At 61.4% G+C, this 25669-nt stretch carries 23 protein-coding genes and 1 pseudogene; 4 read left to right on the forward strand and 20 right to left on the reverse strand.

Annotated elements, in window-relative coordinates:
• Positions 1-107 precede the first annotated feature (107 nt).
• Together ycaC and BM321_RS09765 are read left to right on the forward strand one after the other, a co-directional pair.
• Positions 108-737: an isochorismate family cysteine hydrolase YcaC gene (gene ycaC / locus BM321_RS09760; RefSeq protein WP_014337664.1), complete on the forward strand. Its 630-nt coding sequence runs from the start codon at positions 108-110 to the stop codon at positions 735-737.
• A gap of 261 nt (positions 738-998) precedes the next feature.
• Complete coding sequence (locus tag BM321_RS09765) at positions 999-1877, forward strand: LysR family transcriptional regulator (protein WP_092442352.1); 879 nt, start codon at positions 999-1001, stop codon at positions 1875-1877.
• A gap of 56 nt (positions 1878-1933) precedes the next feature.
• Here the strand turns inward: BM321_RS09765 and BM321_RS09770 are convergent, their stop codons facing one another.
• The 16 genes from BM321_RS09770 to BM321_RS09845 form a co-directional block, all read right to left on the reverse strand.
• Positions 1934-2410 carry a hemerythrin domain-containing protein gene (locus BM321_RS09770; RefSeq protein WP_072406835.1) on the reverse strand — a complete coding sequence of 159 codons (477 nt, stop codon included), beginning with the start codon at positions 2408-2410 and terminating at the stop codon, positions 1934-1936.
• 302 nt (positions 2411-2712) lie between these two features.
• Positions 2713-2988, reverse strand: a complete 276-nt coding sequence (locus tag BM321_RS09775) for a type II toxin-antitoxin system RelE/ParE family toxin (protein ID WP_092442353.1) — start codon at positions 2986-2988, stop codon at positions 2713-2715.
• Entirely contained in the window at positions 2988-3260 is a 273-nt protein-coding gene (locus tag BM321_RS09780) for a CopG family ribbon-helix-helix protein (RefSeq protein WP_092326742.1), read from the reverse strand. The genes BM321_RS09775 and BM321_RS09780 overlap by 1 nt, the downstream gene beginning before the upstream one ends.
• 254 nt (positions 3261-3514) lie before the next feature.
• Positions 3515-4978 carry an NADH-quinone oxidoreductase subunit NuoN gene (gene nuoN, locus BM321_RS09785; RefSeq protein WP_003203388.1) on the reverse strand — a complete coding sequence of 488 codons (1464 nt, stop codon included), beginning with the start codon at positions 4976-4978 and terminating at the stop codon, positions 3515-3517.
• 7 nt (positions 4979-4985) lie between these two features.
• On the reverse strand, positions 4986-6518 hold the full coding sequence (gene nuoM / locus BM321_RS09790; RefSeq protein ID WP_092442354.1) for an NADH-quinone oxidoreductase subunit M: 1533 nt from the start codon (positions 6516-6518) through the stop codon (positions 4986-4988).
• 39 nt (positions 6519-6557) lie between these two features.
• The gene (gene nuoL, locus BM321_RS09795) at positions 6558-8411 is read right to left on the reverse strand and encodes an NADH-quinone oxidoreductase subunit L (protein WP_092442355.1); all 1854 of its coding nucleotides are present in this window, start codon (positions 8409-8411) and stop codon (positions 6558-6560) included.
• Positions 8408-8716, reverse strand: coding sequence for an NADH-quinone oxidoreductase subunit NuoK (nuoK, locus tag BM321_RS09800; RefSeq protein ID WP_003180046.1), 309 nt, complete (start codon positions 8714-8716; stop codon positions 8408-8410). Before nuoK ends, nuoL begins: the two co-directional genes overlap by 4 nt.
• A 4-nt stretch (positions 8717-8720) precedes the next feature.
• On the reverse strand, positions 8721-9221 hold the full coding sequence (gene nuoJ, locus BM321_RS09805) for an NADH-quinone oxidoreductase subunit J (protein ID WP_003180049.1): 501 nt from the start codon (positions 9219-9221) through the stop codon (positions 8721-8723).
• Positions 9222-9230: 9 nt separating this feature from the next.
• A complete protein-coding gene (gene nuoI, locus BM321_RS09810; protein WP_003180051.1) occupies positions 9231-9779 on the reverse strand; it encodes an NADH-quinone oxidoreductase subunit NuoI in 549 nt (182 codons plus the stop codon).
• 11 nt (positions 9780-9790) lie between these two features.
• Complete coding sequence (gene nuoH, locus BM321_RS09815) at positions 9791-10798, reverse strand: NADH-quinone oxidoreductase subunit NuoH (RefSeq protein WP_092442356.1); 1008 nt, start codon at positions 10796-10798, stop codon at positions 9791-9793.
• A complete protein-coding gene (gene nuoG, locus BM321_RS09820; RefSeq protein ID WP_092442357.1) occupies positions 10795-13509 on the reverse strand; it encodes an NADH-quinone oxidoreductase subunit NuoG in 2715 nt (904 codons plus the stop codon). The genes nuoH and nuoG overlap by 4 nt, the downstream gene beginning before the upstream one ends.
• A 141-nt stretch (positions 13510-13650) precedes the next feature.
• Entirely contained in the window at positions 13651-15009 is a 1359-nt protein-coding gene (gene nuoF / locus BM321_RS09825) for an NADH-quinone oxidoreductase subunit NuoF (RefSeq protein ID WP_092326736.1), read from the reverse strand.
• Positions 15006-15503, reverse strand: a complete 498-nt coding sequence (gene nuoE, locus BM321_RS09830; RefSeq protein WP_092196990.1) for an NADH-quinone oxidoreductase subunit NuoE — start codon at positions 15501-15503, stop codon at positions 15006-15008. The genes nuoF and nuoE overlap by 4 nt, the downstream gene beginning before the upstream one ends.
• A 2-nt stretch (positions 15504-15505) precedes the next feature.
• The gene (gene nuoC / locus BM321_RS09835) at positions 15506-17290 is read right to left on the reverse strand and encodes an NADH-quinone oxidoreductase subunit C/D (RefSeq protein WP_092196987.1); all 1785 of its coding nucleotides are present in this window, start codon (positions 17288-17290) and stop codon (positions 15506-15508) included.
• A 72-nt stretch (positions 17291-17362) separates the two neighbouring features.
• Positions 17363-18037 carry a NuoB/complex I 20 kDa subunit family protein gene (locus BM321_RS09840; protein ID WP_030141322.1) on the reverse strand — a complete coding sequence of 225 codons (675 nt, stop codon included), beginning with the start codon at positions 18035-18037 and terminating at the stop codon, positions 17363-17365.
• 10 nt (positions 18038-18047) lie between these two features.
• Positions 18048-18461 (reverse strand): NADH-quinone oxidoreductase subunit A, encoded by a 414-nt coding sequence (locus BM321_RS09845; RefSeq protein WP_003203367.1) that lies wholly within the window; start codon positions 18459-18461, stop codon positions 18048-18050.
• Between the two features lie 912 nt (positions 18462-19373).
• On the opposite strand from BM321_RS09845, the pseudogene BM321_RS31255 reads away from it, so the two are divergent.
• Positions 19374-20258 (forward strand): annotated as a pseudogene (locus BM321_RS31255) (methyl-accepting chemotaxis protein); the annotation flags it as partial.
• Between the two features lie 198 nt (positions 20259-20456).
• Positions 20457-21161, forward strand: a complete 705-nt coding sequence (locus BM321_RS31260) for a methyl-accepting chemotaxis protein (RefSeq protein ID WP_371856616.1) — start codon at positions 20457-20459, stop codon at positions 21159-21161.
• A 108-nt stretch (positions 21162-21269) separates the two neighbouring features.
• Here the strand turns inward: BM321_RS31260 and aceA are convergent, their stop codons facing one another.
• The 4 genes from aceA to BM321_RS09870 form a co-directional block, all read right to left on the reverse strand.
• Entirely contained in the window at positions 21270-22595 is a 1326-nt protein-coding gene (gene aceA / locus BM321_RS09855; protein ID WP_014337679.1) for an isocitrate lyase, read from the reverse strand.
• 457 nt (positions 22596-23052) lie between these two features.
• Positions 23053-23814 (reverse strand): secretin N-terminal domain-containing protein, encoded by a 762-nt coding sequence (locus BM321_RS09860; protein WP_092442359.1) that lies wholly within the window; start codon positions 23812-23814, stop codon positions 23053-23055.
• A 242-nt stretch (positions 23815-24056) separates the two neighbouring features.
• Complete coding sequence (locus BM321_RS09865) at positions 24057-24482, reverse strand: GNAT family N-acetyltransferase (protein WP_092326731.1); 426 nt, start codon at positions 24480-24482, stop codon at positions 24057-24059.
• Positions 24475-25641: a ribosomal protein uL16 3-hydroxylase gene (locus BM321_RS09870; RefSeq protein ID WP_092442360.1), complete on the reverse strand. Its 1167-nt coding sequence runs from the start codon at positions 25639-25641 to the stop codon at positions 24475-24477. Before BM321_RS09870 ends, BM321_RS09865 begins: the two co-directional genes overlap by 8 nt.
• Positions 25642-25669 lie beyond the last annotated feature (28 nt).

Genomic DNA, 25669 nt, shown 5'->3' on the forward strand with positions numbered 1-25669 from the left:
TCGCGATAGCGGTTGAACATTCAGCACTGCCGTCGCCTGACACTCCGCCATCGCGAGCAAGCTCGCTCCCACAGGTTCCCTATTTTTCATCCCAAAGGAGTCATCCCATGAGCAACGTTCCCGCCTACAACCGTCTGAACAAAGACGACGCGGTGGTCCTGCTGGTCGATCACCAAACCGGCCTGATTTCCCTGGTCCAGGACTTCTCGCCCAACGAGTTCAAGAACAACGTGCTGGCCTTGGCCGACCTGGCGAAGTTCTTCGAACTGCCGACCATCCTGACCACCAGCTTCGAACAAGGCCCCAACGGCCCGATCGTGCCAGAGCTCAAGGAAATGTTCCCGGACGCGCCCTACATCCCGCGTCCAGGCCAGATCAATGCCTGGGACAACGAAGATTTCGTCAAGGCGATCAAGGCCACCGGCCGCAAGCAACTGATCATTGCCGGCGTGGTGACCGATGTCTGCGTGGCATTCCCGACCCTGTCGGCGCTGGCGGAAGGTTTCGACGTGTTCGTCGTGACCGATGCCTCGGGTACGTTCAACGAGACCGTGCAACAGGCCGCCTGGGTCCGCATGACCGCCGCCGGTGCGCAGATGATGAACTGGTTCTCGGTGGCCTGTGAGCTGCATCGCGACTGGCGCAACGACATCGAAGGCCTGGGCAACCTGCTGTCCCAGCGCATTCCGAACTACCGCAACCTGATGAACAGCTACTCGGCGTTGACGGCCAAGTAAGCGGTTCATGCTCAATGACGCCCGCCTTTGTGCGGGCGTTTTTGTGGCTGGTATCAGGGTCTTGCGAGCGGATCCGCCGCTATCGCGAGCAAGCTCGCTCCCACAGGGTTTGGGGTGTATTCAGGCTCTGTAATCACTGGGAACCCATGTGGGAGCGAGCTTGCTCGCGATAGCGTCAGCCCATCCAACATCTTTCCAACCTGCCTTGCTCCATCCACAATGCCCAACTCATCCCCCTGACTGTCCACCCCAGGAATGACAATGAACCCCTTCGAAGAAATGCGCATCTTTGCCCAGGTCATGGAGTCAGGCAGTTTCACCGCTGCGGCGGACAAGCTGGGGCTGTCCAAGCAGTTCGTCAGCCGCAAGCTCATGGCATTGGAACAGCGCCTGGGCGTACGCCTGCTCAATCGCTCGACCCGCCGGCTGGACGTCACCCCGTTGGGCCAGCGCTATTACGAAGCGTCGCTGCGCCTGCTCAATGACGTCGAACAGGTGGAGCAGGGGATCAGCGGCCAGAACACTGAGCCCCGTGGCACGATTCGGCTCAGCGCACCGCTGTCCTTTGCCATGGCGCATCTGGGCAGCCTGTTGCCGCAGTTCCTGCAGCGCCATCCGGGCGTCAGCGTCGAAGTGGACCTGAGCGACCGTTCGGTGGACCTGCTGGGGGAGGGCTATGACCTGGCGCTGCGCATCGGCGTGCTGGAGGACTCGACGCTGATTGCCCGGCGCATCGCGACCATTGAGCGGGTGTACTGCGCCAGTCCCGCCTACTTGGCGCAGAAAGGCACACCCACGCGACCGGAAGACCTGCGCCATCATGACTGTCTGCCCTATGGGCACAGCCGCCAGGTGCAGTGGCGTTTTGCGGGGGCCGGCAAACCGTTGACCCTGGAGGTCACGGGGCGCATGCGCGCCAACAACGGCGATGTGCTCAGGGACGCGGCCATCGCCGCCATGGGGGTCACCTACTTGCCTACCTTCATCCTCGGCGATGCCTTGAAGGATGGTCGGTTGATCAAGGTGTTGGAGGGGTTCGAAACCGAGCCCCTGGCGCTGTCGGCGGTCTACCCGCAACACCGCCAGGGCTCACGCCCGGTACAGGCGCTGGTGGAGTTTCTGCGCGAACAGATGCAGTAAAACGCCGCAATGCATTCAGCCGTCACGGACGGGCTAAAGCATTACGGCGTTGAGAGTCAGGCGGCGAGGTTGGCGCTGCTCAGCTCTTTTTTGTACTGCGCTTTCATGGTTTCCATTTCCTCACCCAGGGCATCGAGTTTGGCTTTGCCCAGCAGCTTTTTCGCTTGAGGGAACATCTCTTTCTCTTCTTCTTCGATGTGGTGCTCAAGCAGTTCCTTGACCACTTTCACGCGACCGGCAAATTCTGGCTGGGTTGGGTCGGTGGTTTTCAAGTCCGGCAGCACCAGTGAATCGACGGTGCGGTGTTCTTCCTTGGCTTCGTAATACATTTCCGCCTCATCCTTGCCGCCCGCCTGCTTGAAAGCCGGATAGAGAATCTCTTCTTCCAGACGGGTATGGATGGAAATTTCCATTTCCAGTTTCGCCAACAGGTCGGTGCGTTTTTTCACGGCGCGTTCGGTCGACTCGCTCAGTTGAGTCAGGATGGCTTTGACGCGTTCATGGTCGGCTTTCAACAGATCGATGGCGTTCATAAGTAGCTCCAGGCAATTCACGGTTACGGGCCGGCTTCAAGCGCCAACGCCGCGTATGAAATGAATTGCATCAGCCGTGCCAGCCGAAGCGTCTTAAAAAAACGTTTAAAAACAATTGGTTGTATTAAGGTGGTTTTTCATGTTCGTGCAAGCTGCAAGAGGGCGGGAGAAAGGGTCTTGCACTTTGACTGGCAGGCGCGCTGAGTGTCTGTGGGAGCGGGCTTGCTCGCGAAAGCGGTAGGTCAGCTTGCATCGATGTTGAAGGTGCCGCTGTCATCGCGACCAGGCTGGCCGAGTCGAGGTTATCGTTCCTCACGTGTGTGCCACAGGCGCAGCAGGTACAGGGTGGAACCTACTATTTCGTAACGCATCTCGTAGTGGCCGACCTGAATTCTGCGCACATCCCGAGGTTCGAACTCTTCCAGACGTTCACCCATGCGCGGGTTGACCAGCAATGAGGTCGGTGCAGTCGTGAGCTGTTGTACTGTTCGTGCGGCGGCGGGTTGGTTCACCGATGCCAGAAACTCGTAGAGTCGGGCTATGTCGGACAGTGCCTTACTGGTCCACTTCAACTCCATCAGCGCGGGACCGGTAACGGAGTGTCGGTGTTGAGACTATCGGCCCAAGCCTGGACCGCCTGGTGATCAATTACACGGCCAGCGTCAACATCGGCCAGGGCCTCGTGGGTCAGACGACTGCGCTCCTCTTCCTGATCTATCCAAGCAGATAGAGCCTGTTTGACGATCCAGTTCCTGGAGCGCTCAAGGCGCTCAGCCATCAGGTCGACTTTTTCGGCCAGTTGCACTGGGACGTGGGCGGTGACAGAGCGAGTTTTCGTGGTGGTAGCCATGATGGATGACCCCTTATCAATGGGCGGGAATAGCCAGCCTTCTCAAACAACCGCTTCCAGGCCGATGATTAGCGATTTATTTTGTATCGTTGTACAGCAATCTGATTCAAAGTTAATCATATTGAATAAGGTGGCAGCGTCAAGGACCTGAATCAGTCCGCGCTTATCTCGTATCATTCTTCGCGAACGAGAGCCAAAAAAAATGCCCGTATCTCGCGATACGGGCATTTTCAGTGGTTACGACGCTTAGACGATCAACCCGTCAAGCCCGCCTGCTGGACCAAAGTCAGCAACGGCTGCGGGTACACGCCAAGGAAGAACGCCAACACGGCGATGGCCAGCAGCATCACGCCGCCTGCCTTCTGTTCCCAGTGCAGCTCGGCATCGTGACGACGCAGGTTCGGTTCCATCAGGTACAGGGTGACCATCACGCGCAGGTAGTAGAACACGCCGATGGCACTGCCCAGCACCAGGGAGCCGACCAGCCACCATTGGTGAGCCTCGACGCCGGTGGCGATGATGTAGAACTTGCCGATGAAGCCGGCGGTCAGCGGGATGCCGGCCAGGGACAGCATCATCACGGTCAGCACGGCGGTCAGGTACGGACGGCGCCAGAACAGGCCGCGGTATTCGTACAGGGCGTCGGCGTCGCGACCGTTGTACGGCGAGGACATCAGGGTGATCACGCCGAAGGCGCCGAGGCTGGTGATGACGTAGGTGACCAGGTACACGCCGATGGCTTCCACGGCCAGGCCCTTGCTGGCGATCAGGGCGATCAGCAGGTAGCCGAAGTGGGCGATGGACGAGTAACCCAGCAGACGCTTGAGGTTGCTCTGGGTCAGTGCCAGCAGGTTACCGAACAGGATCGACGCGATGGCGATGATGGTCAGCACGTTGCTCAGTACACCGCTGCTAGCCACGGGCGAGATCTGGAACAGCCGCACCATGACCGCGAACACCGCCACTTTCGACGCGGTGGCCAGGAACGCCGCCACTGGCGCCGGGGCGCCTTCGTAGACGTCCGGGGTCCAGAGGTGGAACGGTACCAGCGACAGCTTGAACGCCAGGCCGATCAGCATCATGCCCAGGCCCAGTTGTGCGATCGGGCTAGGCAGGCCGGTGGCCGCCAGGGCCTGGCCGATGCCGACGAAGCTCAGGGTGCCGGCTTCGGCGTAGAGCAGGGCCATGCCGAACAACAGGAACGCGGAACCGGCCGCCGACAGCACCATGTACTTGATGCCGGCTTCCAGGGAACGCTTGTTGAAGAAGGCGTAGGCCACCAGGCCGTAGACCGGTACCGACAGCAGCTCCAGGCCGATGAACAGGCTGGCCAGGTGCTGCGCGCTGACCAGCACCAGGCCACCGGCGGCGGCCATCAGGATCAGCAGGTACAGTTCTTCGCGGTTGCCCGGGTAACCCGAGCCGCCATCGCCGAGGTAGGCGTGGGCGAGGGTGACGCAGGCCAGGGTGGCGACCAAGATCAACGCCATGTAGAGGCAGGCGAAGCTGTCGATCTGTATCAATGGCGTGACCGCCAGTGGCGCGACTTTCAGGGCCGGCAAAATCGACAGCAAGGCCAGGTTCAGCCCCGCCACCGACAGCAGGAAGGTCTGCGAGTGATTGCGCCGCCAGGCGATCGCCAGCATCACCACGATGATCGTGGCGCTGGTGATCAACAGCGGCGCAAGCGCGATAAAGTGTTGAATCGTGAATTCCATAGCGCTCTTACCGGGCCGAAGCGAGTTGAGAGAAGGCGGTGCCGAGCCACTGCTGCACGCCATGCATCGTGGCGGCAGAGGTGTCGAGGAACGGTTGCGGATACACACCGAGGTAAACCAGCAGCACCGCAAGGCCGAGCACCATGGTCAGTTCGCGACCGTCCATGCCACGCAACACTTCGTCCGACTTGGCCGGACCGAAGTAGGCGCGGTGGATCATGATCAGCGAGTAGACCGAACCGAACACCAGGCCAGAGGTGGCAATCGCCGTGATCCAAGGCGCACTGACGAACGAGCCGATCAGGATCAGGAACTCGCCGACGAAGTTGCCGGTGCCCGGCAGGCCCAGGGACGCGGCCGCGAAGAACAGGCTGATGGCCGGCAGGTAGGCGATGCGCGACCAGACGCCACCCATCTCACGCATGTCCCGGGTGTGCAGGCGTTCGTACAACTGACCGCTGAGGATAAACAGTGCGGCGGCCGACAGACCGTGGGCGAGCATCTGGATCACCGCGCCTTGCAGGGCCAGTTGGCTGCCGGAATAGATCCCGATCAGCACGAAGCCCATGTGCGAAACGCTGGAGAACGCGATCAGGCGCTTGATGTCGGTCTGGGCGAACGCCAGGAACGCACCGTAGAAAATCCCGATCAGGCCCAGGGTCATGGCAATCGGCGCGAACTCCGCCGAGGCATTGGGGAACAGCGGCAAGGCAAAGCGCAGCAGGCCGTAGGCCGCGGTCTTCAGCAGGATACCCGCCAGGTCCACGGAACCGGCGGTCGGCGCCTGGGCGTGGGCGTCCGGCAGCCAGGAGTGAAACGGCACCACCGGCAGCTTCACCGCGAACGCGATGAAGAAGCCCAGCATCAGCACGTACTCGGTGGTGCGCGACATCTGCACTTTCAACAGGTCGGCGTAGTTGAAGGTAATCACGCCGGTGTTGTTGAAGTTGACCAGCACCAGGCCAAGGATCGCCACCAACATGATCAGGCCGGAAGCCTGGGTGAAGATGAAGAACTTGGTCGCCGCGTAGATCCGGGTTTTCTTGCCGTCCGAAGAACTGTGACCCCAGAGCGCGATGAGGAAGTACATCGGCACCAGCATCATTTCCCAGAAGAAGAAGAACATGAACAGGTCCAGCGCCAGGAACACGCCGACGACACCGCCCAGGATCCACATCAGGTTCAGGTGGAAGAAACCGACGTGACGCTGGATCTCTTTCCAGGAGCAGAGGACCGAGAGAATACCCAACAGGCCGGTCAGCAGGATCATCAGCAACGACAGGCCGTCGAGGGCCAGGTGCACGCTGATGCCGAAGCGCGCGATCCAGGCGTGCTTGAACTCAAGTGCCCAGGTCGGATCGGCGCCAGGGGCCGGAGCGAATGAATAGTCGCCGGTCGCCCACAGCCAGAGGCCGAGCGCGAGTTCCAGGGACATGGTCAGCAGCGCAATCCAGCGCGGGAGCGTGGAGCTGGAACGCTCCGCGATCCAGCACAGCAGGCCGCCGATGAAGGGGATCAGGATTAGCCAGGGCAGAATCATGACGGGCTCGTTTCCTTTCGCAAGTTCGCAAGGTTCATATCAGACCGCTACCAGCACGATGGCGCCGATAACCAGCACGGCGCCAGCCGCCATGGAAGCCGCATACCAACGCAATTGACCGGTCTCGGTACGGCTCAGGGCGGTGTGGCCGCCCTTGGCCATGCGCGGGATCAGGCCGATGGTCTGGTCGAGCGGGTCTTTGCGCAGAATGTGGCTGATCGCAAGGTATGGCTTGACGAACAGTTTGTCGTAGATCCAGTCGAAGCCCCAGGCGGCGAACCACCAGGTCGAAAGGAGTCGCCCGATGCCGCTGTTGGCGACCGCCGTGACGAAACGACGCTTGCCCAGGAACAGCAGGGCGGCCAGCAGGATACCGGCCAGGGCGATGGCGCCGGAGGCGATTTCCAGGCTGTGCTTGGCTTCGCCGCCGGCATGGCCGACGCTTTGTGGCAGCACATCGGCCAGGGGTGGGGTGATCAGGGCGCCGACGAAGGTCGACAGCACGATCAGCACCGACAGTGGCAGCCAGTGGGCAATGCCGTGGCCGGCGTGGGCTTCGGTCTTGGCTTCACCGTGGAACGCGATGAAGATCAGGCGGAAGGTGTACAGCGAGGTCATGAACGCACCCACCAGGCCGGCATAGAGCAGGCCCTGGTTACCGCTGGCGAACGCTTCCCAGAGGATCTCGTCCTTGGAGTAGAAACCGGCGGTCACCAGTGGCAGGGCCGCCAGGGCCGCGCCGCCGACGATGAAACTGGCGTAGGCCAGCGGCAGCTTCTTCCACAGGCCGCCCATCTTGAAGATGTTCTGCTCGTGGTGGCAGGCCACGATCACCGCACCGGACGCCAGGAACAGCAGGGCCTTGAAGAAGGCGTGGGTCATCAGGTGGAAGATCGCGCCTTCCCAGGCACCGACGCCCAGGGCCAGGAACATGTAGCCGATCTGGCTCATGGTCGAGTAGGCGAGGATGCGCTTGATGTCGGTCTGCACCAGGGCGGCAAAACCGGCTAGCACCAGGGTCACACCGCCGACAATGCCCACCAGGTGCAGGATGTCCGGCGCCAGGGCGAACAGGCCGTGGGTACGGGCGATCAGGTAGACACCGGCGGTCACCATGGTCGCGGCGTGGATCAGGGCCGAGACCGGGGTAGGGCCGGCCATCGCATCCGCCAGCCAGGTCTGCAGCGGCAGTTGCGCGGATTTACCGACGGCACCACCCAGCAGCATCAGGGTCGCCAGAACGATCCAGAAGTCACCGACCTTGAAGTGCTCGGGTGCCTTGACCAGCAGTTCCTGGATGTTCAGCGTGCCCAGTTGCTGGAACAGGATGAACAGGCCGATGGCCATGAACACGTCGCCGATCCGGGTCACGATGAACGCCTTGAGTGCGGCGTTGCCGTTGTTGCGGTTGCTGTAGTAGAAACCGATCAACAGGTACGAGCACAGGCCCACGCCTTCCCAGCCGAAGTACAGGAACAACAGGTTATCGCCGAGGACCAGGAACAGCATGCTGGCGATGAACAGGTTGGTGTAGGCGAAGAAGCGCGAATAACCGGCTTCACCGCGCATGTACCAGGACGCGAACAGGTGGATCAGGAAACCCACGCCGACCACCACGCCGAGCATGGTGACCGACAGGCCGTCCAGGTACAGGGCGAAGTTCGGCGTGAAGCCTTCCACCGCCATCCACTGCCACAGCACTTGCACGTAACGGCCACCTTCCGGCGGGGCGACGTTGAATTGCCAGATCACGTAGGCCGTGACGATGGCAGACAGGCCGATGGAGCCCACGCCAACCAGCGCCGACAGGTTTTCCGACCAGCGTCCACGGGAGAACGACAGCAGCAGGAAACCGACAAGAGGAAATATGAAAGTCAGGAAGAGAAGGTTCATCCGCGCATCTCGCTGGCAGCGTCAATATCGAGAGTGTGGAAGCGGCGATACAGCTGCAACAGGATCGCCAGGCCGATACTGGCCTCGGCGGCTGCCAGGCTGATCACCAGGATGAACATGATCTGTCCATCCGGCTGCGCCCAGCGAGCGCCCGCGACGATGAAGGCCAGGGCGGAGGCATTCATCATGACCTCCAGGCTCATCAACACGAACAGGATGTTGCGGCGGACCATCAGGCCGACCAGACCGAGACAGAACAGGATGCCGGCAACCGCCAGGCCATGTTCGAGAGGGATAGCAGGCATGTGATTACTCCTTCGCCTCGTTACGGCCCAAATGGAACGCCGTGACGGCTGCGGCAAGCAGCAGCATCGAGGCGAGTTCGACCACCAGCAGGTACGGACCGAACAGGCTGATGCCCACGGCCTTGGCGCCTACGGTGGTGTGGCCGATGGCCTGGCCGCTCTGGTGAGCGAACAGCACATACAGCAGTTCACCCAGCAGCAGGGCGGACAGGATCACAGGTCCCGCCCAGATGCCGGGCTTGAGCCAGGAGCGTTCCTGCTGGACCGCGGCCGGGCCGAGGTTGAGCATCATCACCACGAACACGAACAGCACCATGATGGCGCCGGCGTAGGCGATCACTTCCAGGGCACCGGCGAACGGCGCGCCGAGGGCGAAGAAGGTCATGGCCACGGCGATCAGCGAAATGATCAGGTAGAGCAGGGCGTGCACGGGGTTGGTGTTGGTGACCACACGAAGCGTGGACACCACCGCGATACCCGATGCGAAATAGAAAGCGAATTCCATCTTTCTTCCTTAAGGCAGCAAGCTCTTCACGTTGATCGGTTCGGCTTCGTTCTGCGCGGCGCCCTTTGGCTTACCGGCAATGGCCATACCTGCAACACGATAGAAGTTGTAATCAGGGTTTTTACCGGGACCGGAAATCAGCAGATCTTCTTTCTCGTACACCAGGTCCTGACGTTTGAACTCGGCCATTTCGAAATCCGGCGTGAGCTGGATCGCGGTGGTCGGGCAGGCTTCCTCGCAGAGGCCGCAGAAAATGCAGCGCGAGAAGTTGATGCGGAAGAAGTCCGGGTACCAGCGACCGTCTTCGGTTTCAGCTTTCTGCAGCGAGATGCAACCCACCGGGCACGCCACGGCGCACAGGTTGCAGGCCACGCAGCGCTCTTCGCCGTCGGGGTCGCGGGTCAGGACGATGCGGCCACGGTAGCGGGGGGCCAGGTAGACCGGTTCTTCCGGGTATTGCAGGGTGTCGCGCTTGCGAAAGCCATGGCCGAAGATCATGACCAGGCTTCGCAGTTGGGTACCGGTACCCTTAACGATGTCGCCAATATATTTGAACATGGGTCAAATCCTCACTGAACCGCGGCCGCGGGCGCGTTCATCAAAACGATCGCAGCGGTCACCAGCATGTTGATCAGGGTCAGCGGCAGGCAGAATTTCCAGCTGAAATCCATCACCTGGTCGTAGCGTGGGCGCGGGATCGAGGCGCGCAGCAGGACGAACAGCATGATGAAGAACGCGGTCTTCAGGGCGAACCAGACGAAGGACAGTTGCGGCAGGATGCCGAACGGACCGTGCCAGCCACCGAAGAACAGCGTCACCAGCAGTGCCGAGATCAGGATGATGCCGATGTATTCACCGACGAAGAACATGCCCCATTTCATGCCGGCATATTCAATGTGGTAACCGTCGGCCAGTTCCTGCTCCGCTTCCGGCTGGTCGAAGGGGTGACGGTGAGTCACGGCCACGCCAGCGATGAAGAAGGTACAGAAACCGAAGAACTGCGGAATGATGAACCACAGGTTCTGGGCCTGGTACTCGACGATGTCGCGCATGTTGAACGAGCCGGCCTGGATCACGATGCCCATGAGCGCCAGGCCCATGAACACTTCGTAGGACACGGTCTGGGCCGAGGCCCGCAGGCTGCCCAGCAGGGCGAACTTGTTGTTGCTCGACCAGCCGGCGAACAGCACCGCGTACACCGACAGGCCGGCCATGGCGAAGAAGAACAGCAGGCCGATGTTCAGGTCCGCCACGCCCCAGGTCGGGGTGATCGGGATGATCGCGAAGGCGATCAACAAGGCGCTCATGGCCACGACCGGGGCCAGGGTGAAGATCACCTTGTCGGCGAACGGTGGCGTCCAGTCTTCCTTGAAGAACATTTTCACCATGTCGGCGGCGATCTGGAACATGCCGAACGGGCCGACGCGGTTCGGACCGTAGCGGTCCTGCCACCAGCCCAGCAGGCGACGTTCGACGAAGCTCAGCAGTGCCCCGCAGACCACCACGGCCAGCAGGATCACGATGGCCTTGAGGACCGTCAGGATCACATCGATCACTTCAGGGGTGAACCAGCTCATTGCGCTGCCTCCTGCAGACCGTCGACGGTTTTGCCGAATATCGCCGGTGGAATACCCGCCAGGCCGGCCGGCAGGGCCACCAGGCCGGCGCCCAGTTCTTCATTGATGCGCAGCGGCAGACGCAAGGTCTGGCCAGCCACGTTCAGGCTCAGCAGGGCGCCGTCATTGACGCCCAGGCGGTCGGCTTCGGACTTGGCCAGCGCCACGTAGGCGGCCGGGATGCGTTCCTGCACCGGTGCGGCCTTGGAAGAGTTCTCTTCGCTGCCGAACAGGTGATGGAACGGCACGACCTGCCAGGTGCCCGGTGCCGGGTTGAAGGCGCGTGGCACGCTGGCGAACCAGCTCAGGCCATCGCCCTGGCTTTCGATCAGGCGGGTGCCCGGGTCGCCAGCACGCAGGTGACCACCGACTTCGTCCTGGAACTTGTTCCAGGCTTGCGGCGAGTTCCAGCCCGGCGACCAGGCGAACGGCACTTGCGAGCGCGGTTCGGCGGAGCCCGAGTAACCTTCCATGGAGAACGCGAATGCGGTGTCCTTATCCTGGGAGGTGCGTGGCTCGTGGACGCTGATGTTGGCGCGCATGGCGGTGCGACCGGAGTAGCGCAGCGGTTCGCGCGCCAGTTTCAGGCCCTTGATGCGGAACGAAGCCGATGGCGCGGCATCGACGATGCGAGCCAGTTGCGGGCTGCTCGAGGCGACGGCGGCGGTGACGTGGTCCAGTTGCGTCCAGTCCACCGGCTGGTTCAGCAGGGTGGCGCGCAGGGCATGCAGCCAGCGCCAGCCTTCGTGGACCAGGATGCTGGCGTCCAGGTAAGTCGGGTCGAACACCTGGAAGAAGCGCTGGGCGCGGCCTTCCTGGCTGACCAGCGTACCGTCGCCTTCGGCGAAGCTCGCCGCCGGCAGCACCAGGTGGGCGCGGTCGGTGGTGGCGGTTTTCTGGTGGTCGGCGACGATCACCACTTTCGCGGCGTTCAGGGCGGCGTCCACCCGGGCTTTGTCGGTGCGGGTGTAGAGGTCGTTTTCCAGCACGACGATGGCGTCGGCACTGCCGTCGATCACCGCTTGCAGGGCTGCGTCCACCGATTCGCCACCGAGCATGGCCAGGCCGAGGCTGTTGGCTTCCGGCACGATCAGGCTGATGGAACCGTTCTTCTCGCGTAGCTTCAAGGCCTTGGCGATGTTGGCGGCGGCTTCGATCAAGGCCTTGGAGCCCAGGGAGGTGCCGGCGATGATCAATGGGCGCTTGGCCGCCAGCAGGGCGTCGGCGATGCGCTGGGCCAGGGCGGCCGCTTCGCTGTCCAGGCCGTCGACGGCCGGGGCGCTGGCGTCCAGGGCGTGGGCCACGGCGAAACCGATGCGGGCCAGGTCGTCCGGAGCGGCGTGGACGCATTCTTCGGCGACGTCGTCGAGCTTGGTTTCAGCGAGGCTGGCGATGAACAGCGGGTTCAGCGCGTGCTGGCCGATGTTCTTCACGGCGGCGTCGAGCCATGGCTGCACGCGCATGGCGTCGGCCATGTCCTCGGCCTTGCCCTTGACCGATTGGCGCAGGGCCAAGGCCATGCGGGCGGCGGTCTGGGTCAGGTCTTCACCCAGGACGAACACCGCGTCGTGGTCTTCGATGTCGCGCATCGTCGGCACCGGCAGCGGGCTGTCCTTGAGCACTTGCAGCACCAGGCGGATGCGTTCCAGCTCGCCGGCTTCGATGCCGCTGTAGAAGTGCTCGGCGCCGACCAGTTCACGCAGGGCGTAGTTGCTTTCCAGGCTGGCCCGTGGCGAACCGATGCCGACGATGTTGCGCCCGCGCAGCAGTTCGGCGGCTTTGTCCAGCGCTTCGTCCAGGCTCAGCTTGGCGCCGTCCGCCAGTTGCGGTTGGCGTGGGCGATCCTTGCGGTTGACGTAGCCATAACCGAAACGGCCACGGTCACACAGGAAGTACTGGTTGACCGAGCCGTTGAAGCGGTTTTCGATGCGCCGCAGTTCACCGTAGCGCTCGCCCGGGGAAATGTTGCAGCCGCTGGAGCAGCCATGGCAGATGCTCGGCGAGAACTGCATGTCCCACTTGCGGTTGTAGCGCTCGGAGTGAGTCTTGTCGGTGAACACACCGGTCGGGCAGACCTCGGTGAGGTTGCCGGAGAACTCGCTTTCCAGGGTGCCGTCTTCGACGCGACCGAAGTACACGTTGTCGTGGGCACCGAACACGCCCAGGTCGGTGCCGCCGGCGTAGTCCTTGTAGAAACGCACGCAACGGTAGCAGGCGATGCAGCGGTTCATCTCGTGGGAGATGAACGGGCCGAGGTCCTGGTTCTGGTGGGTGCGCTTGGTGAAGCGATAGCGGCGCTCGTTGTGGCCGGTCATCACGGTCATGTCTTGCAGGTGGCAGTGGCCGCCTTCCTCACAGACCGGGCAGTCGTGAGGGTGGTTGGTCATCAGCCATTCGACGACGCTGGCGCGAAACACTTTCGCTTCTTCGTCGTCGATGGAGATCCAGCTGCCGTCGGTGGCGGGGGTCATGCAGGACATGACGATCCGACCACGCTTGTCGTTCTCGTCGGTGTACTGCTTGACCGCGCACTGGCGACAAGCGCCAACGCTGCCAAGGGCGGGGTGCCAGCAGAAATAAGGAATGTCGAGGCCCAGGGACAGACATGCCTGTAACAGGTTGTCTGCGCCATCGACTTCGAGCTCTTTGCCGTCTACGTGGATAGTGGCCATGGTTCAAAGTTCTTCGTTGGCCCGGTGTCAGCGGGCGTGGCTAATGGAATCTTGTTGTTCGTCCGAATCCAAACAGCCTGGGTGAAAGGCGTCATCGGACGAAAGGCGAAGGGCACGGACCCTTCGCCTTTTAAAGCGTCGTTACGCGCCGACCATGGTCGGCGTGACCACCTGATTGAGGTCCCCGGCGCGCGTTGGCGCGATGCCGGCCTCGAATTCAGGGCGGAAGTATTTGATCGCGCTGCCCAACGGCTCCACGGCACCCGGTGCGTGAGCACAGAAGGTCTTGCCTGGGCCGAGGAAACCCACCAGACCCAGCAGGGTCTCGATGTCGCCGGCCTGGCCTTCGCCGTTTTCAATGGCTCGCAGCAGTTTGACGCTCCACGGCAGGCCGTCGCGGCAAGGGGTGCAGAAACCGCAGGACTCACGGGAGAAGAACTCTTCCATGTTGCGCAGCAACGACACCATGTTGACGCTGTTGTCCACCGCCATGGCCAGGCCGGTACCCATGCGGGTGCCCACTTTGGCGATGCCGCCGGCGTACATTTGTGCGTCCAGGTGTTCCGGCAACAGGAAACCGGTACCGGCGCCACCGGGCTGCCAGCACTTGAGCGTGTAGCCGTCGCGCATGCCGCCGGCGTAGTCTTCGAACAGCTCGCGGCCGGTGATGCCGAACGGCAGTTCCCACAGGCCAGGGTTCTTGACCTTGCCGGAGAAGCCCATGAGCTTGGTGCCCATGTCTTCGCTGCCGTCGCGGGCCAGGGATTTGTACCAGTCCACGCCGTCGGCGATGATCGCCGGCACGTTGCACAGGGTCTCGACGTTGTTCACGCAGGTCGGCTTGCCCCACACGCCCACGGCGGCAGGGAAGGGCGGCTTGGAGCGCGGGTTGGCGCGGCGGCCTTCCAGGGAGTTGATCAGCGCGGTTTCTTCACCGCAGATGTAGCGCCCGGCACCGGTGTGGACGAACAGCTCGAAATCGAAGCCGCTGCCCAGGATGTTCTTGCCCAGCAGGCCCGCGGCCTTGGCTTCTTCCACGGCACGGTTCAGGTGCTTGGCGGCGGTGGTGTATTCGCCACGCAGGAAGATGTAGCCACGGTAGGTCTTCAGCGCACGGGCGCTGATCAGCATGCCTTCGATCAGCAGATGGGGCAGTTGCTCCATCAACATGCGGTCTTTCCAGGTGTTGGGTTCCATTTCATCCGCGTTGCACAGCAGGTAACGGATGTTGATGGATTCGTCCTTGGGCATCAGGCCCCACTTCACGCCCGTGGGGAAGCCCGCGCCGCCACGGCCCTTGAGGCCGGAGTCTTTCACGGTCTGGACGATGTCGTCGCTGGCCATGTCGGCGAACGCTTTGCGCGCGGCGGCGTAGCCGTTCTTGGCCTGGTACTCGTCCAGCCACACCGCTTCGCCGTCGTCACGCAGACGCCAGGTCAGGGGATGGGTTTCGGCCGAACGCTGGATGCGGTTGGCGGGCCCGAAGGAAGTCAGGGTCATACGTAGCCCTCCAGCAGTTTGGCGACGCCATCTGGTTTGACGTCACCGAAGGTGTCGTCGTCGATCATCAGCGCCGGCGCCTTGTCGCAGTTGCCCAGGCAGCACACCGGCAGCAGGGTGAAGCGGCCGTCGGCGGTGGTCTGGCCCAGGCCGATGCCCAGCTTGCTCTGGAGCTCGCCGACCACCGATTCGTGGCCGCCGATGTAGCAGACCATGCTGTCGCAGACGCGAATGATGTGACGGCCGACTGGCTGGCGGAAAATCTGGCTATAGAAGGTGGCGACGCCTTCGACGTCGCTGGCCGGGATGCCGAGGATCTCGCCGATGGCGTAGAGCGCGCCGTCGGGCACCCAGCCACGTTCCTTCTGGACGATCTTCAGGGCTTCGATCGACGCCGCGCGCGGGTCTTCGTAGTGATGCAGCTCGTGCTCGATGGCCGAGCGCTCGGTTTCGCTCAGGGCGAAACGGTCAGTCTGGATAAGCGTGCTGTTCATGCTTAGCGGTCCACGTCGGCCATAACGAAATCGATACTACCCAGGTACGCGATCAAGTCCGCGACCATGCTGCCCTTGATCACGGAAGGGATCTGCTGCAGGTGCGGGTAGCTTGGGGTGCGAATCCGGGTGCGGTAGCTCATGGTGCCGCCGTCGCTCGTCAGGTAATAACTGTTGATGCCCTTGGTCGCTTCGATCATCTGGAAGGATTCGTTGGCCGGCATGACCGGGCCCCACGAAACCTGCAGGAAGTGCGTGATCAGGGTCTCGATGTGCTGCAGCGTGCGCTCTTTGGGCGGCGGCGTGGTCAGCGGGTGATCCGCCTTGTACGGACCTTCCGGCATGTTGCGCAGGCATTGGTCGATGATCTTGATGCTCTGGCGCATTTCCTCGACGCGAACCATGCAGCGGTCATAGGCGTCACCGTTGGCCGCCAGCGGTACTTCGAACTCGAAGTTTTCGTAGCCGGAGTAGGGGCGCGCCTTGCGCAGGTCGAAGTCGCAACCGGTGGAACGCAGGCCGGCACCGGTGACGCCCCATTCCAGGGCCTCCTTGGTGTTGTAGGCGGCGACCCCGATGGTACGACCCTTGAGGATGCTGTTCTGCAGGGCGGCCTTGGTGTATTCGTCCAGGCGCTTGGGCATCCACTCGACGAAGTCCTTGACCAGCTTTTCCCAGCCGCGCGGCAGGTCGTGGGCCACGCCGCCGATGCGGTACCAGGCCGGGTGCAGGCGGAAACCGGTGATGGCTTCGATCACCGTGTAGGCCTTCTGGCGGTCGGTGAAGGTGAAGAACACCGGCGTCATCGCCCCCACGTCCTGGATATAGGTACCCAGGAACAGCAGGTGGCTGGTGATGCGGAAGAACTCGGCCATCATGATGCGGATGACGTCGACCTTCTCCGGGACCTTGATCCCGGCCAGTTTCTCCACCGACAGTACGTACGGCAGGTTGTTCATCACGCCGCCGAGGTAGTCGATACGGTCGGTGTACGGGATGAAGCTGTGCCAGGACTGGCGCTCGGCCATTTTCTCGGCGCCACGGTGGTGGTAGCCGATGTCCGGCACGCAGTCGACGATCTCTTCGCCGTCCAGTTGCAGGATGATGCGGAACGCACCGTGGGCCGAAGGGTGGTTCGGACCCAGGTTGAGGAACATGTAGTCCTCGTTGGCGCCCGAACGCTTCATGCCCCAGTCTTCAGGCTTGAAGCGCGCGGCTTCCTCCTCGAGCTGTTGCTTGGCCAGGGACAGGCTGAACGGGTCGAACTCGGTGGCACGGGCCGGGAAGTCCTTGCGCAGCGGGTGACCTTCCCAGGTCGGTGGCATCATGATGCGCGACAGGTGCGGGTGGCCGGGGAAATCGATCCCGAACATGTCCCACACTTCACGCTCGTACCAGTTGGCGTTCGGCCAGATGCCGGTCACGGTCGGCACGCTGAGGTCGCTCTCGGACAAGGCGACCTTGATCATTACGTCACTATTACGCTCGATCGACATCAAGTGATAGAACACGGTGAAATCGACGCCGTCGGGCAGCCCTTGACGCTTGGTGCGCAGGCGCTCATCCACGCCGTGCAGGTCATAGAGCATGACGTACGGCTTGGGCAGGTTGCGCAGGAAAGTCAGGACTTCGACGAGTTTGGCGCGGGCGACCCAAAGCACCGGCATGCCGGTACGGGTCGGCTGGGCGGTGAACGCCTCGGGGCCAAAACGGTTGTTCAGTTCGACGACCACATCCTGATCGTCTGCCTTGTAAGGCGGGATGTACAGAGCACTGCCTGTAGTCATGGTTATTTATCGCTTTCGGTCAACGTAAAGAATGAAGCCAGGTTCTCGTTTCTTGTACAGAGCAGAGCTGGATCAGACTTCGTCGGGGCTGCGCAGGTTGGTGACTGCGATACGCTGTTCGCGGCGCTGTTCCTTTTGCGACGGCATCTCGGCGCGATAGACGCCTTGATCGCCAACGACCCAGGACAGTGGGCGACGCTCCTGGCCAATCGACTCCTGCAACAGCATCAAGCCTTGCAGGAAAGCTTCAGGGCGAGGCGGGCAGCCGGGCACGTAGACGTCCACGGGCAGGAACTTGTCCACCCCTTGAACGACAGAGTAGATGTCGTACATGCCACCGGAGTTGGCGCACGAACCCATGGAGATGACCCACTTGGGCTCGAGCATTTGCTCGTAGAGACGCTGGATGATCGGCGCCATCTTGATGAAGCAGGTACCGGCGATAACCATGAAATCCGCCTGGCGTGGCGATGCCCGGATCACCTCGGCGCCAAAGCGCGCGATGTCGTGGGGCGCCGTGAAGGCGGTGGTCATTTCCACGTAGCAGCACGAAAGGCCGAAGTTGTACGGCCACAGGGAGTTCTTGCGACCCCAGTTGACCGTGCTGTTCAGCACGTCTTCGAGCTTGCCCATGAAGATGTTCTTGTGGACTTGATCTTCTAACGGATCGGCGACGGTTTCCCGCTTGCCAATCGGATACTGCTCGTTAGGAGCATCGGGGTCGATCCTGGTGAGATTGTATTGCATTGCCAAAGCCTCATTGTTTCAGCTTCGCTTGCCGCTTGCGCCGAGCTTCCGGAGCCCAATCAAGTGCCCCCACCCGGTAAAGGTAGACAAGACCTGCCAACAGAATTGCTATGAAAACGAGCGCTTCGACGAATCCGGTCCAGCCGCTTTCGCGGACGGACACAGACCATGCAAAGAGAAAGAGGGCTTCGATATCGAAGATCACGAACAGCATCGCGACCAGATAGAATTTGGCTGAGAGCCGCAAGCGGGCGCCACCGGTAGGCAGCATGCCGGACTCGAACGGTTCATTTTTGCTGCGGCCCCAGGCTTTTGACCCAAGCAGGCTCGACACACCGAGCATGAAAGCACACAGGCCAACAACGCCCAGAAGGAAAATGGCAAAGCCCCAATTGTGGGCCATGAGTCCTGTCGCTTCGGACATGCTGGAAATCCTTAACAGAGAGCAAAGGTCTCTGAGCTTGAATGAAATAAAGCAGTGACGATATGTCGCAGCAATCAATCGCGGTGATTTTATGGCTAAACACCGGGCAAGTAAAATTCCTATAGCGAAATTATTTATTGGAATAAGGACATAGCTTGCCTCCGGAACCCTGCGGCCCCGGCCCCGTGGGCGTTGGCCGGCTATTGATCAATAATATTTCGTGCGGAATGTAACAATGATAACGACTTCCAAATGATAATTATTATTATCTGTATCGGCCTTTTCCACAGTGCACTTAGTGTCCTGCCTGAAAGGCTGTCTTACATCGTCGCTACTGCAATTGTCAGCGTCGGACGTTTTACTCCTTTTCGGACTGTCCAATGCTGCGTTCGATCAATTTTTCTATCGGCGCGCCGAAGGGAAGGGCTCGGCGAGGTTGGATCTGCATGAGGGACTGCTCCCACAGGTGCAGGCTTGCTCTTGCAGCGTAGGGGGCTTCAGAGAAAACGGGTAGAAAAACCTCGGCCATCAGATCGAGGTCGCTCGGCCCAGCCCCTCCAGCAATTGCGCCTGGGACACTGGAGCGTTAAGCGAAACCGCTTTTCCAGCAAACAATCGGTAAGAGCTTGGCCTAGAGCCTTGAAGGATTGATGGCAAATAGCTATCTTTGCCGCTCTCCCACCTAATCATCTATATCAATATTGATTAGACAATCGCCCCCTTCATAGATAGCTGCGTCAGTTCCCATCGTTCGCGGCTGATTACCAAAGGAATGTCATGAATTCTTGGTTCGCGAATATGAGCGTCATGCTCAAGTTGGCTTTGGGCTTTGCCGTTGTGCTGCTTCTGACCGCTATCCTTGCCGCGACCGGCTGGTTCAGCCTGGAAAAAATAGTCGAGCGCACTGATCGAATGACCAGCATTACCGAGCTCGGCGACCTACTTGATCACCTGCGCAGGGCTCGCTTGCAATACCAGTTGGACAAGGGCGATGAACAAAAGGGGGCATTGATCCAGGCGTCGCTGGAGCAGTTTGTCGCCAAGCAGAAAAGCCTTGCGAACGAGTTGAGAAAACCCGAAAACCTGAAAAAACTTGCGCTGATCGAGCAGGCCAGCAAGCAGTATCAAGTGGCACTGAATACGATGCGCGAGGCGTATCGCAATGACGCAGCCATGCGCAAGGAGATGGGTGTCAATGCGGTCAAGGGCGCCGGGTTGATTGCCAAGGTCATCGATGACGTAGAAGCGATGCCTGCCTCGGATGAGCGCCGTTTCGAGTTGTACAGGATCATTCTCAAGGCCAAGGAGGACGTGGCGCTGGTGCGTTATGAAGTGCGTGGCTACACCGGCAACCCCAACAGCACCACCGAACAAGCCGCCACCCGTCAGCTCGAAAATGCGCTCAAGGGCATCGAAACCCTCAACAACGCTTTCGGCCCGACCTATGCCGACACCATCAAGCAGCTGGAAACCGCACTGATTGCTTACCGCCGTTCGGTGCAGGACTTCACCGCCAGTAACCAGGCCATTGGCAAGGCCGTTCAGGACACCATCGATTTGGGTGACACTATCAGCCGCCTGTCTGACGAAATGTATGCCAGCCAACTGGTCTCCCGTGACGAAGACAGCGCCCAGGCCCGCATCCTGCAACTGAGCTGCACGGCCTTGGCGATGTTGTTGGGGATTCTTGCGGCCATGATCATCACTCGCCAGATTACGCGGCCATTGCAGGACACATTGGCGGTGGTCAATCGCATTGCGGCAGGCGATCTCACCCAAGACATGGTCGTGACCCGTGGTGATGAACTGGGTGTCCTGCAGCAAGGTATCCAGCGCATGGGCACCACGTTGCGCGACCTGATCGGTGGCATCCGCGATGGCGTCACCCAAATCGCCAGCGCCGCCGAAGAGTTATCGGCCGTCACCGAGCAGACCAGCGCCGGGGTCAATAGCCAGAAGACCGAGACCGACCAGGTGGCCACCGCCATGCAGGAAATGTCGGCCACCGTGCATGAAGTCGCGCGTAATGCCGAACAGGCTTGCACTGCCGCATCGGAGGCCGATGCACAGGCCCGTATCGGCGACCAAGTGGTCGCGCAGGCCATCGTTCAGATCGAGCGTTTGGCCGGCGAAGTCGGGCGCTCCGTCGAAGCCATGGATGAGTTGGAACATGAAAGCGCGCGCATCGGCAAGATCATGGACGTGATCAAGGCGGTGGCTGAGCAGACCAACTTGTTGGCCCTTAATGCCGCCATCGAGGCCGCCCGCGCGGGGGACGCCGGACGCGGTTTTGCTGTGGTCGCCGACGAAGTACGTGGGCTGGCCCAGCGTACCCAGCATTCCACTGAAGAGATTGAGAGCCTGGTGGCGGGCTTGCAGAACGGCACACGCCAGGTGTCGAGTATCATGCGAAACAGCCGCGAATTGACCGACAGCAGCGTGGAACTGGCCGGCAAGGCTGGCATCTCCCTGGGCAACATCACCCAGGCGGTTTCTGGCATTCAGGCCATGAATCAGCAGATTGCCGCTGCTGCGGTGCAACAAAGCTCGGTGGCCGAGGACATCAGCCGCAGTATCCTGAGCGTGCGCGATGTATCCGAACAGACCGCCTCGGCCAGCGAAGAAACCGCAGCGTCCAGCATCGAGCTGGCGCGCCTGGGTAACCAGTTGCAGCAGTTGGTCAGTCACTTCAAAGTGTAAAAAAACGGCGAAAAAAAGCCCCGAACCAGTCGGGGCTTCAGATCATCGGCTTTGCGGTTAGTTTTTATCCGGTCCGCAAGGGCCGCTTGCTCGAGGCAAGCGTGTGAATCAGTGGAACTGTTCTTCTTCGGTGGAGCCGGTCAGCGCGGTCACCGACGAAGTGCCACCCTGGATCACGGTGGTCATGTCGTCGAAGTAGCCGGTGCCCACTTCCTGCTGGTGAGCCACGAAGGTGTAGCCCTTGGCGGCATCGGCGAACTCCTGCTCTTGCAGTTTCACGTAGGCGGTCATGTCGTTGCGGGCGTAGTCATGCGCCAGGTTGAACATGCTGTGCCACATGTTGTGAATGCCGGCCAGGGTGATGAACTGGTGCTTGTAGCCCATGGCGGACAGTTCGCGCTGGAACTTGGCGATGGTCGCGTCGTCCAGGTTTTTCTTCCAGTTGAAGGAAGGCGAGCAGTTGTACGACAGCAGTTGGTCCGGGTATTCCTTCTTGATCGCTTCGGCGAAACGACGGGCTTCGTCCAGGTCCGGCTTGGCGGTTTCGCACCAGATCAGGTCGGCGTACGGCGCGTAGGCCAGGCCACGGGCGATGGCCTGGTCGAGACCGGCGCGCACCTTGTAGAAGCCTTCCTGGGTGCGGGTACCGGTCACGAACGGCTGGTCGTACGGGTCGCAGTCGGAGGTCAGCAGGTCAGCGGCGTTGGCGTCGGTACGGGCCAGGATGATGGTCGGTACACCGGCAACGTCGGCGGCCAGGCGGGCAGCAGTCAGCTTCTGCACGGCTTCCTGGGTTGGAACCAGAACCTTGCCGCCCATGTGGCCGCATTTCTTCACCGAGGCCAGTTGGTCTTCGAAGTGAACGCCGGCGGCGCCTGCTTCGATCATGCTCTTCATCAGTTCGTAGGCGTTCAGGACGCCGCCGAAACCGGCTTCGGCGTCAGCCACGATCGGTGCGAAGTAGTCGATGTAGCCTTCGTCGCCCGGGTTCTTGCCGGCTTTCCACTGGATCTGGTCGGCGCGACGGAACGAGTTGTTGATGCGCTTGACCACGGTTGGAACCGAATCCACCGGGTACAGCGACTGGTCGGGGTACATCGACTCGGCGGAGTTGTTGTCCGCAGCCACTTGCCAGCCCGACAGGTAGATTGCCTGGATGCCCGCCTTGACTTGCTGCACAGCCTGGCCGCCGGTCAGGGCGCCCATGCAGTTGACGAAATCTTTCTCGGGACGGAAGGCTGGCTTGGCGCCCTGGGTGACCAGGTTCCACAGCTTCTCGGCGCCCATTTTCGCAAAGGTGTGCTCAGGTTGAACCGAGCCACGCAGACGGACGACGTCAGCAGCGGAATAATTGCGCTTCACGCCTTTCCAGCGCGGGTTTTCAGCCCAGTCTTTTTCAAGGGCTGCAATTTGCTGTTCGCGTGTCAGTGCCATGGAGATAAACCTCGTCGCATAGGTCTTGGTGGAAAATTCCTGCTCCTGCCGACCGGGGGGTTGGCGTACAGGTCGGTTCAGGCGAGGCGGCGACGGGATGAACGAGGGGCTCGAGGGGAAAGTGAGCAGGTAGGGGCGAACTGCGGGCGCATTCGGGCGTCGTGGGCCTTCAATACGAACTCAGAGTGATGCCGGGTTACCTAGTTACGCTTCCGTCCCTCGGGACAACTTCGTTCCAGTCGCAACCTCGTCAAACACACCTTGTGGGCGGTACAGACACGAATCGGCTCGCAGGGTAGTTGCAAGCGTCGACCCGAAGGCCCTTGCCAGGGCCCCTGATTAGCGGGAGCGAGGCCATCATGCCTTCGGTTTTTTGGCCCGTCAAACGTTTTGTAGTGCTTTTTTTATAGCACTACATCTTTGGTCTAATACGACTCATCAGTCAGTTTTTGGTGCTTCAGTTCAGGGTGTCGACCTTGACCCGCAAAATCATGTCGTCGCGGCCTTGTGTCGAGTAGCTGCGGGTCAGGCCCTGTTTGTCGGCCTGAGTCTGGCGATTCACGCCGGCCAGGGTGATCCATTCGCCGAGGCGTCCGCTGACAGTTGTGTCGGTACTCTGAACGTTCACTACATCGGGACGTTCCTGGCTCATGCGGTCACGGTTGGTACTGATGTTCAGGTGGACGGTGTCGCCGGTGACGCTGGCGGTCACGTAGAAACCCTGGGTGACGTTGCGGTATTCGGTCTGGCTTTGCATCCGGCCATAGTTGTCGGTCTGGCTGCTGGTGAACGGCACGCTCTGGCCCACCTGGATCAGCGCCGGCTGGCCTTCGCTGGCCTGCACCTGCTGTACGCCGCCGTCGCGGCTGGCGGTGCTGCGGTTGATGATGCGGGTCTGGCTGGGGGCGGCACCGTTGATCGAGTAACCCTGATCGCCCTGTAGGTTGTTTTCGTTGGTGTCGACCGTGATCAGCAGGCGCTTGGGCGCGGTGTCCAATAGGGCCAGGAATTGCCGGAGTTCTTCGATCTTGCCGGGCTCGGCGTTGACGATCAGTTGGTTGCCGTAGGCACTGACCTGGCCGTCCTTGCCGATGAAATTCTGCGCCACCGGCAACAGGTCGGCGCTGGTGCGGTAGTTCAGCGGCACGATTTGCGTATCGGCCATGACCGACAGGCTGCAACCGAGCAGCAGGGTGACCAGGAGGGTGCGTAGAGGCATGTCCATTTCTCCGCGAGACAAAGGCTTGATATTGCCAGTTTGTCGGCCCGGGGTGGGGCAAGTTGAATGGTAGACGGCAAAACGCCCCGGCATCGGGGGATGCCAGGGCGTTTTTTGGTAAGGCTTGAGGGCCTCATCGCGAGCAAGCTCGCTCCCACATGGGAGGCAGGCGTACATGAATCATAGGTTCACCGCCGGCCTCCTGTGGGAGCGAGCTTGCTCGCGATGGCCGCGCTGCGGTTTCAGGCCGAATGCCGCACCATGTCCACATGGGGAATCCCGGCTTCCAGGAACTCCTCACTGACCACTGCAAACCCCAACCGCTCGTAGAACGGCGTGGCATGCACCTGGGCGCTGAGCATTTGTTGCTTGAGCCCGCGTTTCTCGGCTTGCGCGATCACCGCGTGCATCAACGCATCGCCCACTTTCAGGCCGCGCCAGTCCTTGAGGACCGAGACACGGCCGATGTGGCCGTCGGTCAGCAGGCGCGCGGTGCCGATGGGGAAATCGCCTTCAAACGCCAGGAAATGCACCGCGCCCTGGTCGTCGGCATCCCATTCCAGCTCGGGCGGGACGGACTGCTCGGCGATGAACACGGTCTCACGAATGCGCCGGATCTCGGCGTTATCCTTTTGCCAGTCTGCGACACGAACGTGAATTTTATTCATCGGCGAACCCCAGGCTGCCTTGCTTGACCAGCTCGCAGACCAGGCTGCGACCGTCTTCGTCGGCCAGCCATGGGCCGAGGTTTTCGCTGTGCAGGGCGTCGGCGGCGCAGATCATCTTCAGCAGTTCGCGCAGCTTGCCCGGCAGGTAACGGCTCTGGCCGCTGGCGAACAGCAGCAGGTCGTCGTCGACTTCCGACCAGGCCAAGCGCGCGCTTGGGTTGCGGATGATCACCGCGCCTTGCTCCAGGCCGGCCAACAGCTCGTCATCTTCCATTTCCGGACCCACCACCAGTTCCGGGTAGCGCGGCTCGGTCATGAACTGGCCGAACCAGGTCAGCAGCAGGCGCTCGTCGCTCATGTGCTCGGCCAGCAGGCCCTTGAGGCGGTCCAGGGCGTCTTGCTGGATCTGGTGCGGGTCGGTCACCGGGCGCGCGTCGGCGTCGGTGTAGCGTTCTTCGTCCGGCAGGAACTGGCTCAGGAAGTCGGTGAAGTGGGTCAGTACTTCAGCGGCGCTTGGCGCACGGAAACCCACCGAGTAGGTCATGCAGTCGTCCACGGCCACGCCGCAGTGCGCCAGGCGCGGCGGCAGGTAGAGCATGTCGCCCGGTTCCAGGATCCACTCGTCGGTGGCTTCGAAGTCGGCGAGGATGCGCAGGTCGGCGTGCTGCAGCAGCGGGCTTTCGGAGTCGCACATCTGGCCGATCTTCCAGTTGCGCTGGCCATGGCCTTGCAGCAGGAACACGTCATAGTTGTCGAAATGCGGACCCACGCTGCCACCGGGGGCGGCGAAGCTGATCATCACATCGTCGATGCGCCAGCTCGGCAGGAAGCGGAAGTTTTCCAGCAGTTCGCTGACTTCCGGTACGAACTGATCGACCGCCTGCACCAGCAGGGTCCACTCGCGCTCCGGCAACTTGCTGAATTCGTCTTCGGCGAACGGGCCGCGACGCATTTCCCAAGGGGTCTGGCCGTGTTCGATCACCAGGCGCGATTCGACTTCTTCTTCCAGGGCCAGGCCGGCCAGTTCGTCGGCGTCGATCGGGCTTTGGAAGTCAGGAATCGCCTGACGGATCAGCAGGGGTTTTTTCTGCCAGTAGTCGCGCAGGAATTCCCGTGCCGTGATGCCGCCCAGGAGTTGCAGAGGAATATCAGGATTCATGTGTAACCTATTGAAAAAATATACTTTT

The sequence above is a fragment of the Pseudomonas sp. NFIX10 genome (assembly GCF_900111955.1).
Classification (GTDB): domain Bacteria; phylum Pseudomonadota; class Gammaproteobacteria; order Pseudomonadales; family Pseudomonadaceae; genus Aquipseudomonas; species Aquipseudomonas fluorescens_AA.

Coding starts and splice junctions, on each gene's coding strand:
- ycaC (WP_014337664.1), top strand. CDS start 108: ATGAGCAACGTTCCCGCCTACAACCGTCTGAACAAAGACGACGCGGTG.
- BM321_RS09765 (WP_092442352.1), top strand. CDS start 999: ATGAACCCCTTCGAAGAAATGCGCATCTTTGCCCAGGTCATGGAGTCA.
- BM321_RS09770 (WP_072406835.1), bottom strand. CDS start 2,410: ATGAACGCCATCGATCTGTTGAAAGCCGACCATGAACGCGTCAAAGCC.
- BM321_RS09775 (WP_092442353.1), bottom strand. CDS start 2,988: ATGGAGTTGAAGTGGACCAGTAAGGCACTGTCCGACATAGCCCGACTC.
- BM321_RS09780 (WP_092326742.1), bottom strand. CDS start 3,260: ATGGCTACCACCACGAAAACTCGCTCTGTCACCGCCCACGTCCCAGTG.
- nuoN (WP_003203388.1), bottom strand. CDS start 4,978: ATGGAATTCACGATTCAACACTTTATCGCGCTTGCGCCGCTGTTGATC.
- nuoM (WP_092442354.1), bottom strand. CDS start 6,518: ATGATTCTGCCCTGGCTAATCCTGATCCCCTTCATCGGCGGCCTGCTG.
- nuoL (WP_092442355.1), bottom strand. CDS start 8,411: ATGAACCTTCTCTTCCTGACTTTCATATTTCCTCTTGTCGGTTTCCTG.
- nuoK (WP_003180046.1), bottom strand. CDS start 8,716: ATGCCTGCTATCCCTCTCGAACATGGCCTGGCGGTTGCCGGCATCCTG.
- nuoJ (WP_003180049.1), bottom strand. CDS start 9,221: ATGGAATTCGCTTTCTATTTCGCATCGGGTATCGCGGTGGTGTCCACG.
- nuoI (WP_003180051.1), bottom strand. CDS start 9,779: ATGTTCAAATATATTGGCGACATCGTTAAGGGTACCGGTACCCAACTG.
- nuoH (WP_092442356.1), bottom strand. CDS start 10,798: ATGAGCTGGTTCACCCCTGAAGTGATCGATGTGATCCTGACGGTCCTC.
- nuoG (WP_092442357.1), bottom strand. CDS start 13,509: ATGGCCACTATCCACGTAGACGGCAAAGAGCTCGAAGTCGATGGCGCA.
- nuoF (WP_092326736.1), bottom strand. CDS start 15,009: ATGACCCTGACTTCCTTCGGGCCCGCCAACCGCATCCAGCGTTCGGCC.
- nuoE (WP_092196990.1), bottom strand. CDS start 15,503: ATGAACAGCACGCTTATCCAGACTGACCGTTTCGCCCTGAGCGAAACC.
- nuoC (WP_092196987.1), bottom strand. CDS start 17,290: ATGACTACAGGCAGTGCTCTGTACATCCCGCCTTACAAGGCAGACGAT.
- BM321_RS09840 (WP_030141322.1), bottom strand. CDS start 18,037: ATGCAATACAATCTCACCAGGATCGACCCCGATGCTCCTAACGAGCAG.
- BM321_RS09845 (WP_003203367.1), bottom strand. CDS start 18,461: ATGTCCGAAGCGACAGGACTCATGGCCCACAATTGGGGCTTTGCCATT.
- BM321_RS31260 (WP_371856616.1), top strand. CDS start 20,457: ATGTCGGCCACCGTGCATGAAGTCGCGCGTAATGCCGAACAGGCTTGC.
- aceA (WP_014337679.1), bottom strand. CDS start 22,595: ATGGCACTGACACGCGAACAGCAAATTGCAGCCCTTGAAAAAGACTGG.
- BM321_RS09860 (WP_092442359.1), bottom strand. CDS start 23,814: ATGCCTCTACGCACCCTCCTGGTCACCCTGCTGCTCGGTTGCAGCCTG.
- BM321_RS09865 (WP_092326731.1), bottom strand. CDS start 24,482: ATGAATAAAATTCACGTTCGTGTCGCAGACTGGCAAAAGGATAACGCC.
- BM321_RS09870 (WP_092442360.1), bottom strand. CDS start 25,641: ATGAATCCTGATATTCCTCTGCAACTCCTGGGCGGCATCACGGCACGG.